Source organism: Psychromonas sp. psych-6C06 (assembly GCF_002835465.1).
GTDB lineage: Bacteria > Pseudomonadota > Gammaproteobacteria > Enterobacterales > Psychromonadaceae > Psychromonas.
Genome location: NZ_PIZM01000001.1, coordinates 439158 through 452615 on the forward strand (window position 1 = coordinate 439158; position 13458 = coordinate 452615).

Below are 13458 nucleotides of genomic sequence, written 5' to 3' on the forward strand. Positions count from 1 at the left end.
AGGAATCATTCATGGCTGAACATAGTGTTATTTTGACCATTGCATTACTTGTATTAGGCTATGGTTATATCTCCCAGTTATTATCGCGTTTTAATATCTCAGGGCCGATGGTATTTACCAGTTTAGGCTTACTGATCTCACCACTTATGTTAAATATTTCAAATGTCCAAGTTGATGCTACCTTTGTTACTATTGTTGTTGAGCTTGCGTTGGTTTTGGTTCTGTTTAGCGATGCTGCGTTGCTTAATTTGAAGTTGTTATTACAATCATGGAAGTTACCGGCACGCTTGTTACTTATTGGCTTACCTCTAACAATTATTGCCGGTACTTATATCGCGACACTTATTTTCCCAGATCAGCCTGTTATTTATATGTTACTGCTCGCACTGCTACTAACACCAACAGATGCTGCGCTCGGGAAAGCTGTTGTCTCAGATGAATCGGTACCAGCTAAAATTAGATCTACTATCAATGTGGAAAGTGGCTTAAATGATGGCATCATTTTTCCTATACTGATCACAGTAGTGGCAATCATTGTCAGTGGGTTAAATGGGGATGCAAGTAGTGGTTGGATAAGTTATGTCTTTCAGCAGGTTATTTTTGGTGCTATCGTTGGTGGTTTAATTGGCTATTTAGGCGCTAGGGTGGCTTCTTTTTCTGATGACCACTATTGGATGCAAGAAAGCTATCAAAATTTAATACCGATTGGCTTGGCTATTCTTTCTTATTATCTTGCTGAAGTGTTCCATGGTAATGGTTTTATTGCCGCTTTTTTTGCTGGCTTATATGCTGGTAATACCAGTCAAAAAATGCATAAGCATATCGAAGAGTTTGCTGAAAGTGAAGGTGAACTATTAGTCTTAATTAGTTTCTTCCTCTTTGGCTTAGCATTTGTTCCTACTACGTTCCAATATATTGATCTCTATGTAATTATCTATTCGTTATTGAGTCTAACTCTTTTACGTGTGTTGCCTGTCGTACTCAGTTTACTTGGCGCTAAACTTGATGGAAAAAAGATAGACTTTTCAACCAAAATTTTTATCGCGTGGTTTGGCCCAAGAGGCATCGCGTCTATTTTATATGTGTTGATTGTAGCAAAAGAGGTGGGGGGCATTGAAGGTTTTGAAACGATATTTGCAGTTGTCACGGTGACCGTTTTAATGAGTATTGTTGCCCACGGCTTGAGTGCGCAACCTTTAGCGAATCTTTATAGTAAAAAACATAAGTGATCCCACATTATATTTTTTGCTAAATATTACTTAGGCTTTATTGCAAAGCCTAAGTAACTTATTAAATTACCAAAGAATCTTCCAGTTCACTTTCTCATTGGCTTTGATAGGTACCACTTTGTTTTGACCAAAGCTTAATGTTTCCGGCACTTCCCAAGCAGCTTTATGCAGATCAATGGTGTCTGTATTACGTGGTAGGTTATAAAAATCGGGGCCATTAAAGCTACAAAATGCCTCTAATTTATCCAGTGCACCCGCTTCTTCAAACACTTCAGCATATAACTCAACGGCTGCAAATGCTGTATATGAGCCTGCACAACCACAGCCAGACTCTTTGCTCTCTTTTGTGTGTGGCGCAGAATCAGTCCCTAGAAAGAATTTATTTGAGCCACTGGTGGCAGCTTCAATCAATGCTTGCTGATGAATACTGCGTTTTAAAATAGGTAAACAATAGAAGTGTGGTTTGATGCCACCCACGAGCATGTGATTACGGTTGTACATCAAATGGTGCACGGTGATCGTTGCAGCTACATTTGGTCCTGCATTGTTTACAAAGTCAACCGCATGCTTGGTGGTAATATGCTCAACCACAATTTTCAGATTTGGGTACTCTGCAACGAGTGGTGCAAGTACAGTATTTAGGAATTTTTCTTCACGGTCAAAAATATCAACTTCATGTGTGGTTACTTCACCGTGAATAAGTAGCAACATGCCTACCTCTTGCATTGCCACTAAGGCTTCACGAATATTATCTGTAGAAGTAACTCCAGAGTCAGAATTGGTGGTCGCCCCTGCAGGGTATAGTTTAGCTGCATAAACGATACCGGAAGCTTTTGCTTTTCTTATCTCATCGGCAGTCGTGTTATCGGTGAGGTATAAGGTCATTAAAGGGGTAAAGGTTGGCATCGGATTAGCCGCCATAATACGTTGCTCGTAAGCGAGTGCTAGATCAGTGGTCGTCACGGGAGGCACTAGGTTAGGCATAATGATTGCGCGCCCCATGTAACGGCTGGTATCTCGCACGGTATCTTTTAATACATCGCCATCGCGTAAATGTACATGCCAGTCATCTGGGCGGGTAATCGTTAATTTAGTCATTTGTTACTCTCCTTATTATTTCCGTTACTTTACAACTTTTTAGATTATATTTCACTTGTTAAGGGAGTATTATGGTTTTGAAGTAAACCTATTATTAGGCTCAGTCAGTAATGATGGTAAAAAGAAGTAGTCCAGCAGGTCAAATCCTGCTGGTTAGACGTTAAACTTGTTACTTTATAATGGGTATTCTTGATAATGCTGGCGAATAGCCACTGCAATTTTAGCCTTAATATCTGCGGTTATCTCACTGCGTGAATGGTGCTTAGGGTGGATTGGTAATAGATCAACCAAGTCATAGACTAGTTTATTTCGCGGGCTCGGTGTTTGCTCTGCCCATTGTAGTAGTAAATTCCGGTCAATATAACGTGGTAATGAACCTAAGGTGCCAATGTCATTTTGGTTATGTATTAATAGCCCCGCTGTAGTGCCTTTGTCTAACGTTAAAACCTGATAAAAGTACAGGGTATGATAGTCGAGTTGCCAGCATTTTTGAGACGCTGTTATGCTTTGTGGGCCACGAGGGCAGGCAAGCTTATCACCTAAAATTTTAATGTAACAATCAATTATCGCATAAGCAAACTCACTGGCAAATTGCGCGCTATTCAGGTCATCAGGGTTAAAGCTTTCTAAATAAAAGTGGCTCACTCCTCGATGCGCTTGCAGTGCTGGAATGTAAAAGTAATTATTGCCCAGTTCAGTCGCCTGTTGGAAATATTGTCCACCTACCTGTTGCAAGGTTTGATTGAATTGTTGGGTGTCACTCTCACAGGGAATGGAAGGGTTAAGGTCTGCCATCAATCGCCAATAACTTTTACCTTCACGGAGTTCAGTCCAACTGACATGAATGTGCACGGAAGGCGCAAGTGGATTATTAGGGTGGATAATAGTAGAAAGCGCGGTAGCCGAAAGAAAGGTTTTATGCGGGCTATCTTCATATTGTACCTGTGACACATTCACCGATGCGCGATTAAATATGCTATTTTCAGGCCCTTCAAAGCGAATGCCACCTCCGTGCTGACCTTCATCACGTAACCAATGTTGTTCAATAAATTCAGCTTCTTGTTGTTGCGATTGGCACAAATGACTAAGCTGTTTAACGAAATGTTGTTGTGCGTTTGATAATAACTTAAGGGCATTAATGGCGTTTTTTGATGTTGCGGGTTGTCTCATAAATTTTCTCGTATCAGAGGTTTTAATTGGAATGTTCGATTATTGGAAAACGTAACATGACATGCACGCCACTATTTTCTGCGTTGCCATCAGCGTCGTTCGCTATATTGTTATTAATGTTAATTGTGCCATGGTGGTACTCACATATCATCTTTGCAATAAAAAGACCGAGTCCTAAATGGGTTTTATCAGGATCATGTTGCGCGCGTACCGATACCATCGAATTGAGTAGTTCTTCACTCATATTCTCAGGTAGGGAGGGGCCACTGTTTTGTATTTTAATCGTTGCAAATTGGTTGTTCTCGCTGAGAGTGATGCTGATCGGTGACTTAAGATTACTAAATTCTAACGCATTGTTAATTAATTTATCTAAGCATTGAACGAAGAAATCAGGATCTGCATTAATGTTGAGTACCCGTGAAAAATTATTAAACACAAATGGATGTTCGCCATAGGTCATTTGGTATCCCTGCACACAGTTTGATAGCAGGTCATTAAGCGCTAAAGGTACCTTTTCACCAGATTGCAAGCTTTGTTCAAGACGTGTTGCTTCACTCATATTGGTTAAAATACGATTCAAACGCAATATACCAGTTTGAGAGCGTTCAATATATTTTTGACTCTCTGCATCTTGTGGTATTAACGCTAAATTTTCTAAGGAACTTCTAACTACGGCCACTGGCGTTCCCAACTCGTGTGAAAGGCGCGCAGGCAATTTTTCTAAATATCGGTGGTACTCACTTAAACGTTTTACCATATCGGTTAAGCTGCGCGACAAATCGCCGATTTCATCGGTGGAGTTTGAGGCTGTAATAGTTTTGCTGATGCGCCCCTGTTCGTCGATACTTGTTTCAGCTTGGTCACGAAGCTTACGAATGCGAGTCGCAATATTTGCAGTAAAGAGAAATAACAGCAACGTACCAACAACGATGACTGCAATGATAATATTAAATAATTTACTTAATGCCTGGTTCCGTAATGCGCGAATACCATTGGTGGTTTCTTCTGCAACCACAACGCCCACCACTTTATCACCCACAAATATTGGGCTGGCTGCCGCTAGAATAGTTGTTTTTTGATCTACCGTTAAGCGGGAATCGGATTGTGGTTCGCCAGATAACGCTTGCTCGATAAAATCACTATTAAGCTGTGTCACTCCCTTTAATGGATCTACAAAATCGCTATTAGGTTGTGAGAAAAGCAGGTTATACAGTGGCGTCAAGAGCTTTACTTGCAATATGTTCTCATCACTTTCCATTTTCGTTGTACGGTTGTTGGGCCAAACCCCTGATGCATGATGGATATTCCCACTGGTTGCCAAAACACGTTGATGGCGATCAACCACCCATAATCGAGATTGAGTATGGCTTAATCCTTGTAATATTTTATCTATTTTGGGAGAGGGTACTATAACGGTTCCCAGTTCTTGTAAATCATTGGTATTGGCTGTGGCGATAATACTTTCTATGTTCCCGACTGTTTTGTCTGATGTGGTATGTAAGGCAAAGCCTAATTTTTCACCTAACATTGCAAGCGGTAATCGAAATTCAATGTTGTAACCTATCTCTGTTTGTTGCCAATAACCTTGTATCCGTTTTTCTCGCTGGCTTTGAACTGGTTGGTTATTATTGCTTGGTTCGCCATTCAGACGGAACGCGTTAAACCAGCCATTTTTTTCGACAGAAACAATGAAGCGTTGTAGCTCATTTTCTGGAGAGCTCAACGCGATGATCAAGTGATCATTATTATCTAAAAAGCGACTATTTGCAGATCGCATCGTAGGTTGTTTATCCTGCACTGCTAAAAAGCCATACAAATATTCCCCACGTGTACCAAGTATCTGCCTAAATGAGATAGGGTTATTGGTATCTTTTTTTTGATGGAACAAGGCTTGCCTTTCGTCGTAGAGAGTACTTTTAGACACCTCATCTTGCCAATCATTAAGTTTGCCATCAAGGCGAATAGGATGCTTAAGTGCATAGGCATAAAGGTCTTTGCCCGCCTGTACTTTGTTTAAAAAGGTTGCCTGTGTATTAAATAAGGCGGGCCTTTCATGTAAAGCAGTTGCAACTGCTCGTGTGGTACCTATTAAGGTTTGCTGTTGCCCTTGGCGAAGAAAGTCCTGCATCTCCAAAATGGCCTGATAACCAAGCCAAGGTAAGATTAAAAATAAGCTCGTTAATAACAAAACCTTACTGCGTAATCCCAAGACAATGCTCATGAGTGAGGTGTGCTTTCAGTAATGTCCCAGCGATATCCCATACCATAGACTGCAGTTATCTCATCAAATTGGGGATCTAATTTTACAAACTTTTTACGAATGCGTTTGACGTGTGAGGTGATGGTATTGTCATCGACGACCATATTAGCATCACTCATTAATTGTTGGCGGTTACGCACAATTCCAGCTCGATTAGCTAAAGCATGTACAATCCAAAATTCAGTAACCGTAAAATCAAGGGGGGTTTCATGCCATGATATTTGCATGCGTTCACTATCAATAATTAATGCGCCACGCGTAATAAGTTGTTGAGTTTGGATCGGTTGTTTGAGTTGGTCAATACGCCGAAATAAAGCACTAATACGCACCATTAAATGCTCTAAACCAATATTTTTAGTAAGGTAATCATCAGCGCCTAAACGTAAACCGGATATAGTATCAAAGTCGTTATCTCGCGCGGTTAAAAAGATAATCGGTACTGTTGCAGAAAGCTGGCGGAGTGATTGACAAAGCGTAAAACCACCATCGTATTCATCGGCAAGACCAATATCAATAATTGCCAAATCGGGCAAACGTACCTCAAAAGCACGCATTGCATCTTTTCGATTATCATAAGCATCGACTTGATAGCCATGTTTGCTCATTAAGTCGATATAGTTTTCACGAATATTTTTCTCATCTTCAACGAGTGCGATACGTTTCATTGGTTTACCTTTAACAATATTATATGCGCAGTATAACTTAAAAAAGAGGGGGGAAAAGAGTACAAGTAGCATTGCCATTTTTTGAACATAATTGAACAGTAGATTGCCATTTTGTATCCCCAAAATAAACATAAGCCTTTGCTTTAATAACACTCAAGCAACGCCACTTATTATTTTAAAAAGGATAACATCATGAAAAACAACACTAACACAACCTTCAAAAAGTCAGTAATAAGCTTATTTGCAGTGTCTGCACTAGCTAGCGCGTTTGTACCGTGGGAAAATTATATCCCACGTGCCGAGACACCAGAAATGAAAGCTTTTTATCAAAACCGTGACCGATTACAGGGGGCCATTATAACTCAAAGTCTTGCTGAAATTGATAGTGCTACATTAGCGCGTATTGCCGAAGATAACTTATTAATGGATGCTGAAATTGAGAAACAAGAAGATTTACATTCTCATTTGTTAACAGAGAAAATTTATGCACCTGAAGCAGATGAATATTATGATTTGGTTAACCAAGTGACTAGTGATGATAGGCTCATCGATTATAGTACGCATAGCACTTTACCTGAACCTAGCGAGGTGCAAGTTAGCTCGAACATCGAAAGCCCGATATTGTTTTCTTTTGATTCAAGTGAGATAAAGCCTGAATATTATCAATCGCTTAATGAAACTGCGATGATCATGAAACAGGATGAAAGTGAGCTGAATAACGTTTGGCAAATTGTGGGTTATAGTGATCTTTCTGGCAATGAACAATACAACGCTAAACTTGCTAAAAAACGTGCCCAAAAAGTAGCCGCATATTTGGTGGATAAAGGAGTTGAGGAGGCGCAGTTAAGTGTTATTTCTTTAGGTGCAAGTAACCCTATTAACAATGAACGCAGTGTGGCTAATAATCGTGTTGAGCGTCGTGTCGAAATTCATCCTTATCGAGCTGAAATAACCGCGCTTGCCTCTCAATTTAATGAGAGACTCACATTAAAGCGACAAGCGAAGATAGCGCCACTGCCAGTAACATCCGATATTGCTGAGCAAACACTTACAACAAAAGTGGTGGAGTTGGAGCCGGAGAAAACAGACCAATTAGAAACTCAAATTGCTGAACGCCTAACCACTGCGATGGAACTGTAACGTTGTTGTCTTCACTCGCACGAACTTGTCGTGTGAGTGAAGCCAAAAGAATTATAAAGATGAGCTGTCTTACTTGTTAAAATTTACGCCACCTGTGTTGTGAGTTTTAAGGGGAAGTAGCTCATTTCTTCACTTCATACCTTGGTCTTTTAAAATTTTCAAACGCAATATTAGATGTCATTCTAAATGCCATTGGTATGCACTGCCATTTAGGTTAAATTTCGCCTTGAGCTAAGTCACTTTTCCTGCGTAAACTTTAGATCAGATACTATATTCGATTGATATAATTAGTAATCTCCGCTCATAGTTCGCTCCGTAGTGTATAATCTTTGATTATTAATAAAAGCCAGATCGACAAACTACGATGTTAAATATTATCAACTTAGTGCGTGATTAATTTGCGTCTAACGTACCAGAAAATTAGATCTGCAGGGATAGTTGTGTCGGTTGTTCGAAAAATTGTTCACACTGGATGAGATGGCGTTGATTGAGAACCGGAAATAGTTTGCGGTAAAACTCCTCTTTTTTCTGACACTGATCGTTTTACAAAGCTATGTAAGAACGTTCGCCGAAGTTGACTTCGAAATGGAGTGTTATTGAGTGCCATATAAACAAATGAATAAAGGTTTTACGCTAATTGAGTTAGTTTTCGTTATTATTCTTTTAGCGGTTTTAGTTGCTGTTGCCATTCCAAAGTTCCTCTCGTTCTCAACTGATGCCAAAATATCAGTATTAAAACAGGTGCAAACGAGTATAAAAGTCGCCAATGATTTTATGTTTTTAAAATCCAAAATGCCAAGTTATGCAGCCCGTGATGTACCTAATCGTGATGACTTAATTGATGTTGATACTAATGGCGATGGGGTGTATGACACACGTTTAAAGTGGGGGCACCTTGATAATACGGACCTAGACAAAGCGGTCGATTTTTCTGATGATTTTACTTTTCAAGAACGTGGATATAGTGATACGTTTATTGGTTATGATATTGATAACGATGGTAATGTCAGCGATGATGGCTGTTATTTTCAGTATACACAAGCATCTTCAGCGACAACCCCACCACTCTACCTAGTTGTTGAAACGGGCTGTTAATTTTAAGGGAATCAATGAACTTTCATCATAAAGCACTCTGTAAACTACGCACAATCACCACTTTTTTAGTATTGGATAAAAACCGCGAAAATTGGAAAAAAGAGATTCAGAAAGCCTCTGAGTTTTGTCTAACATTGGCGAATAAATTCGCTAATCAAAATTATCAAGTACAATCTATTCGAATCGTAACCAATCCATTTGCAGATTACCTAAACACTACTAATCACGAAACGGCCAGAGCTGACCTACAATTTATTCGCGATCTTCTAACTAGTATTAATTCAGATGGATTACGTATTCGTTTTGCTATTGGTGAAGCGAAAACCTTGCATGAAATTGCGTTGTTACCAGCGTTAATTAAAGAATTTGGCGACTTATGTAATGCCTGTGTCAATGTTTCTATTGATGAGCATTCTGTGCTTAATAAGACTTTGATCGATGCCTCGGTCCAAGCCGTGAAAAAAATTGCAACAATGAGCGAACGTGGTGAAGGTAACTTTAACTTTACCGTTAATTTTAACTGTCAGCCTTTAATTCCTTATTTTCCAGCTAGCTACCATGATAGTAAACTAGGCAATCGTTATGTGATTGGTTTGGAGACGCCTGACTTGCTTCTAAAGGTATTAACAGACTTTAATGAAAAACACTCAGAGATGCCACTGGCGCAAAAATTGCACCGTCAACAAGCTTTAATGGAACAAGCTTTGAAATACCATGTTTCTCAAATCGCAAAGGTAATTAAAGAATTTGACCGTACAGACAATCAAGGTCACTTTTTATTTTCCGGAATAGATAGCTCTGCAGCCCCCTCTAAAGATTGTGCAAGCATGGTAAGCCTTTATCAGCAACTTGGTGTGCCATTTTTTGGTGCGTCGGGGACGGTAGAGGCATCCGCACTGTTGACCCGTGTATTTAAATCGATTAGCGAATTACCTTTAGTAGGATTCTCTGGGTTGATGTTAGCTGTGACTGAAGATACCGGGCTTGCTAAGGGAACAATAAATGGTGATTACGATATTCGCACGCTACTTACCAATAGTGCAGTTTGTGGCATCGGTTTAGATACGGTCCCTATTCCTGGCGATACGCCCGCAAGTAAAATTGCGGCGCTGATGTCGGATACCGGCACTATGGCATTTCGTCTCAACAAACCCCTCACTGTTCGGCTATTTCCTATTCCTGATTTAAAAGCTGGAGAATTGACAAAGTTTGAAAGTGATGATCTTTGTAACTGTGCGGTACTGGCTGTCCCTTAACGTTTATTTAACAATGGATGAAAGCAAATAATGAGTAAAGATATTTTATATTTAGGATGTTATACCCCAGATGGGAACAGTGGCATTGTAGTCGCGGAGTTTGATAACCAAACGGGCTCTATTAATGAGATAAATCAGATTGATGACTTAGCGGACAGCAGTTTTCTCGCGATCAGCGATGATAAAAACTATCTGTTAGCTGTGAGTGAACACGAAAATGAAGGCCAGTTGGGATGCTTTGATATTCGAACACCACAGGCGCCGATTTTTATTAACCAGCAAAGCAGTTTAGGGGGCTCTCCCTGTCACATAAGTGTGAGTGCTACAAATGCATTCATTAGTAACTATGGCACAGGGAATGTAGCTGCATTCTCACTCAGTGGAACGAAGTTGTTGCCTGCTTATTATCAAGTCCAACATAAAGGTCAGGGGGGGAATCTTGATAGGCAAGCAAGTGCACATGCGCATGCGAGTCAATTAACTCCTGACGAGCAGTTTTTAGTCGTGGCAGATTTAGGCATTGATGCATTAAAAGTATACAAGATTGGCGCTAACGCGCTAAGCCTTGTCTTTTCTCAGCCATTACCCCCTGCGGATGGGCCTCGGCACATCACCTTTAATGCAAATGGTGATAAGTTGTACTTAGGAAACGAACTAAGTTCAACAGTGGTGGTCTTTGATGTTAACTTACAAACAGGCGCATTATTACAAGTGCAACGGGTTAGTAGTTTACCAACTCCGAACAGCGATGAAATAGAAAGCTATATTGCTGAAGTGGCATTAAGTAATGATGGACTTTACCTGTATGTGAGTAATCGTGGCCATGATAGTATTACAATTTATGCTGTTGAGCCGCAAAGTGGCCTGTTATCTTGTCTGGAACATGTGCACACAGGTGGCAATTTTCCACGACACTTCGCTTTATCGCCTGATCAGCGCTGGCTATTAGTTGCGCATCAAAATAGTGAAAATTTAGTGGTATTTAAGCGTGATGTAGCAAGTGGAGCATTAACCAAAACAGCTAACCAGCTGTTGGTTAATCATGCTGTTTGTGTCTGTTTTTATGAAAAATAGCAGTACCAAAATTTATCGCTCATCAAGCTGGTGGGCTGTTATTCTCAATATAAGGTTTTATTATGCACCCTGAACTCTATTTTATTTATGATTCACACTGTCCGTGGAGTTATGCCACAAGTCCATTAGTGAAAGCCTTGAGTGAGTCTTTCACTGAAATGGAGATACATCATTGGCATTGTGCTCACTATAACGGCACTGATAGTGCCGGCTTCCTGCAAATAAAAGAGGTCGAAAAACAAAGTGCTCAACAGTTTGGTCAGGAGCATATGCGTTATGCGGATAGTCCTAAAGACAGCACCATGACCGCTAATTTTATGGCATGGTTGCAGAGTAAACAGCCTGAAAAAGTCTTACCTGTTTTAGAGGCACTTCAACATGCTCATTTTATTGAAGGAAACCCATTTGGCTGCAAGAATGATTTTAAAGGCCTCATCGATACATTTAAATTATCACCCTCTAATAAAGTGTTTAATGAAACATTAAGCAATGAAGCGCAGTATCAACAATCTGATATTCAAGAGCTTCAGGCATTTATGCAAACCAGTGCATTCCCTGCGTTATTGCTGACCTACGGAGACAACGCAATTTTGTTAGAGCATGCACGTTATTTGAAAAAGCCACAGGATTTAGTAAAAGAGGTGCATAAATTACTGGCATAAATAAACATAATTAACAATTATTAACAATCGATGCGCTTAATGTGCCATCGTAATAACCGTTCAATACATCGATTGGGTTGCTAATAAGGAGTATTGCTTCATGGAAAAGTTGTTCTTTCTCTTAATTTTCTTAGTGGTTGGCTGTACGCCACAAGTTGTAGATATGACCAATGGCAGTACACCACAAAAATTTGATCTCGCCGACCCAGAAGGTGATGGCGTGATTAACGCTCGTGATGATTGTTTGCAAACAGAGACAGGTTGGCAAGTAGATAATAGTGGTTGCCACAGTGAAACCATTTATACTGTTAGGCACGAATTGGTTGTTAATTTTGAAACTAATTCATCCATCGTTAGCCACAATTATTTCCCTGATATTGAGGGGCTTGCAAATTTTATGAAAAAGTATAATGAGGCAGATGTCACCATTGAAGGCCATACCAGTATTCGTGGCAGTAAGTCTTATAATGATAGGCTTTCACAGCAACGTGCTGAAGCGATTAAAGAGATATTAGTGACTCAGTATGCAATTGATGAATCTCGCATTAGTGCAATAGGTTATGGATTCTCAAGTCTATTACTCGAGGGAGATGATGAGTATATTCATGCTAGGAATCGTCGCATTGTTGCTGAAATTACTAGTGAAGAACATATTCCAAATCAAAAGTGGACCATTTATAGTGTTGAACAACCCTCGCAAGAGTAATATTATTTTGTTCATCCATATATTAAGTATTTATTCGATATAGGCGCTTTAAGCGCCTTTTTTTAAGGCAAGTTAATGAAAGCAATTGATGAAACAAATTACGGCCCACTAAGTGATTTAATTGGAACATGGGAAGGTAACAGAGGCGAAGATATTGCACCTGAGCCGTCGGGTACAGAGGTTAACAGTTATTATGAGACCATTGAATTTAAAGGACTCGGTGAAACAGAAAATGCTGAATCACAACTGCTAAGTGTGATCGTTTACTCTCAAGAAGTACGACGTAATAGTTCCGGGAAACTGATCCATCATGAAACGGGTTATTGGCTTTGGGAGCAGGGCAGTGATACGGTGATGCACTCTTTAACTATTCCGCGTGGCATGTGTGTTTTAGCCGCTGGCGGTTTTGAGAAAACAGCGTCAAGCGCTACGTTGAATGTAGAGGCAAGTATTGATGAGCAAGATTGGCAGATTATACAGAGCCCATTTATGGTCAAAAAAGCTAAACTAAGCGCCTATTCTCAGCAGGTAAATATTAGTAAAGATCAACTGAGTTACACACAAACGATGTTACTAGATATTTACGGTAAGTCTTTTGAGCATACCGATAAAAACGTGTTAACACGCACCGATTAAATAACAGGTATAAAAAAGGCGAAACTACATTCGCCTTTTTTATACCTTTACCATCTCTTTCTAGGTTTATCACTTCTTCTTTTTGCGAATACTTAAGCCTAGTTCCTGACCACGGTATTTGGCAAAATAGATATTACCCATTAAAAATACGCTTGCAAAAATAAGCTCTAGTATCCCCATCGCCAACTCCATGCTTATCGCATCCAGGTAAGCACTATAGATGATAACTATTGCATGCATCATATATAGCAATGCGAGAAAACCACACCACGCAAAGGTATAAGGATTACCTTGAAGAATACCTTTTAATGGAAAAAGTAATGGAATGAACCAAATACTGACCACTAACCAGGGGCTAACCCCTAATAGTGGTGGCGATAACCAAAGGTGCCAAATTGGGATAAGCAGTAAGAGTGAAAAATATCCCACTCTCGCCATTAATTTATAATGCTGAGTTTCCATGGCCG

Annotated in this window: 13 protein-coding genes; 8 read left to right on the forward strand and 5 right to left on the reverse strand. The window is 39.9% G+C overall.

The genetic code is table 11. From position 1 onward, the window contains the following. The first annotated feature begins 11 nt into the window (after window positions 1-11). Complete coding sequence (locus tag CW745_RS01915) at window positions 12-1229, forward strand: cation:proton antiporter (protein ID WP_101106737.1); 1218 nt, start codon at window positions 12-14, stop codon at window positions 1227-1229. Between the two features lie 66 nt (window positions 1230-1295). Here CW745_RS01915 and pyrC read toward each other — a convergent pair whose 3' ends face one another. The 4 genes from pyrC to pdsR all read right to left on the reverse strand — a co-directional run bounded on the left by pyrC (window position 1296) and on the right by pdsR (window position 6422). Next, entirely contained in the window at window positions 1296-2327 is a 1032-nt protein-coding gene (pyrC, locus tag CW745_RS01920) for a dihydroorotase (RefSeq protein WP_101106739.1), read from the reverse strand. Window positions 2328-2501: 174 nt separating this feature from the next. Beyond that, window positions 2502-3497 (reverse strand): coproporphyrinogen III oxidase, encoded by a 996-nt coding sequence (locus CW745_RS01925; RefSeq protein ID WP_101106741.1) that lies wholly within the window; start codon window positions 3495-3497, stop codon window positions 2502-2504. Between the two features lie 22 nt (window positions 3498-3519). Next, window positions 3520-5718 (reverse strand): proteobacterial dedicated sortase system histidine kinase, encoded by a 2199-nt coding sequence (gene pdsS / locus CW745_RS01930; RefSeq protein WP_101106743.1) that lies wholly within the window; start codon window positions 5716-5718, stop codon window positions 3520-3522. After that, window positions 5715-6422, reverse strand: coding sequence for a proteobacterial dedicated sortase system response regulator (gene pdsR / locus CW745_RS01935; RefSeq protein ID WP_101106745.1), 708 nt, complete (start codon window positions 6420-6422; stop codon window positions 5715-5717). Before pdsR ends, pdsS begins: the two co-directional genes overlap by 4 nt. A 192-nt stretch (window positions 6423-6614) precedes the next feature. On the opposite strand from pdsR, the gene CW745_RS01940 reads away from it, so the two are divergent. The 7 genes from CW745_RS01940 to CW745_RS01975 all read left to right on the forward strand — a co-directional run bounded on the left by CW745_RS01940 (window position 6615) and on the right by CW745_RS01975 (window position 12991). Beyond that, the gene (locus CW745_RS01940) at window positions 6615-7562 is read left to right on the forward strand and encodes an OmpA family protein (RefSeq protein ID WP_101106747.1); all 948 of its coding nucleotides are present in this window, start codon (window positions 6615-6617) and stop codon (window positions 7560-7562) included. Between the two features lie 600 nt (window positions 7563-8162). Then, a complete protein-coding gene (locus CW745_RS01950) occupies window positions 8163-8657 on the forward strand; it encodes a type II secretion system protein (RefSeq protein ID WP_343226074.1) in 495 nt (164 codons plus the stop codon). Window positions 8658-8671: 14 nt separating this feature from the next. Next, window positions 8672-9913: a DUF711 family protein gene (locus tag CW745_RS01955; RefSeq protein ID WP_101106749.1), complete on the forward strand. Its 1242-nt coding sequence runs from the start codon at window positions 8672-8674 to the stop codon at window positions 9911-9913. Between the two features lie 30 nt (window positions 9914-9943). After that, on the forward strand, window positions 9944-10987 hold the full coding sequence (locus CW745_RS01960) for a lactonase family protein (RefSeq protein WP_101106751.1): 1044 nt from the start codon (window positions 9944-9946) through the stop codon (window positions 10985-10987). Window positions 10988-11049: 62 nt separating this feature from the next. Further along, the gene (locus CW745_RS01965) at window positions 11050-11649 is read left to right on the forward strand and encodes a protein-disulfide isomerase (RefSeq protein ID WP_193755517.1); all 600 of its coding nucleotides are present in this window, start codon (window positions 11050-11052) and stop codon (window positions 11647-11649) included. A gap of 100 nt (window positions 11650-11749) precedes the next feature. Continuing rightward, the gene (locus CW745_RS01970; RefSeq protein ID WP_101106753.1) at window positions 11750-12355 is read left to right on the forward strand and encodes an OmpA family protein; all 606 of its coding nucleotides are present in this window, start codon (window positions 11750-11752) and stop codon (window positions 12353-12355) included. Window positions 12356-12430: 75 nt separating this feature from the next. Next, a complete protein-coding gene (locus CW745_RS01975; RefSeq protein WP_101106755.1) occupies window positions 12431-12991 on the forward strand; it encodes a heme-binding beta-barrel domain-containing protein in 561 nt (186 codons plus the stop codon). Between the two features lie 69 nt (window positions 12992-13060). On the opposite strand, the gene CW745_RS01980 is transcribed toward CW745_RS01975, so the two are convergent. Beyond that, complete coding sequence (locus tag CW745_RS01980; RefSeq protein ID WP_101106757.1) at window positions 13061-13453, reverse strand: DUF2069 domain-containing protein; 393 nt, start codon at window positions 13451-13453, stop codon at window positions 13061-13063. Window positions 13454-13458 lie beyond the last annotated feature (5 nt).

What these genes read in the sequence shown, in the direction of transcription:
- CW745_RS01915 (WP_101106737.1), top strand. Translation starts at nt 12, where the DNA reads ATGGCTGAACATAGTGTTATTTTGACCATTGCATTACTTGTATTAGGC.
- pyrC (WP_101106739.1), bottom strand. Translation starts at nt 2,327, where the DNA reads ATGACTAAATTAACGATTACCCGCCCAGATGACTGGCATGTACATTTA.
- CW745_RS01925 (WP_101106741.1), bottom strand. Translation starts at nt 3,497, where the DNA reads ATGAGACAACCCGCAACATCAAAAAACGCCATTAATGCCCTTAAGTTA.
- pdsS (WP_101106743.1), bottom strand. Translation starts at nt 5,718, where the DNA reads ATGAGCATTGTCTTGGGATTACGCAGTAAGGTTTTGTTATTAACGAGC.
- pdsR (WP_101106745.1), bottom strand. Translation starts at nt 6,422, where the DNA reads ATGAAACGTATCGCACTCGTTGAAGATGAGAAAAATATTCGTGAAAAC.
- CW745_RS01940 (WP_101106747.1), top strand. Translation starts at nt 6,615, where the DNA reads ATGAAAAACAACACTAACACAACCTTCAAAAAGTCAGTAATAAGCTTA.
- CW745_RS01955 (WP_101106749.1), top strand. Translation starts at nt 8,672, where the DNA reads ATGAACTTTCATCATAAAGCACTCTGTAAACTACGCACAATCACCACT.
- CW745_RS01960 (WP_101106751.1), top strand. Translation starts at nt 9,944, where the DNA reads ATGAGTAAAGATATTTTATATTTAGGATGTTATACCCCAGATGGGAAC.
- CW745_RS01965 (WP_193755517.1), top strand. Translation starts at nt 11,050, where the DNA reads ATGCACCCTGAACTCTATTTTATTTATGATTCACACTGTCCGTGGAGT.
- CW745_RS01970 (WP_101106753.1), top strand. Translation starts at nt 11,750, where the DNA reads ATGGAAAAGTTGTTCTTTCTCTTAATTTTCTTAGTGGTTGGCTGTACG.
- CW745_RS01975 (WP_101106755.1), top strand. Translation starts at nt 12,431, where the DNA reads ATGAAAGCAATTGATGAAACAAATTACGGCCCACTAAGTGATTTAATT.
- CW745_RS01980 (WP_101106757.1), bottom strand. Translation starts at nt 13,453, where the DNA reads ATGGAAACTCAGCATTATAAATTAATGGCGAGAGTGGGATATTTTTCA.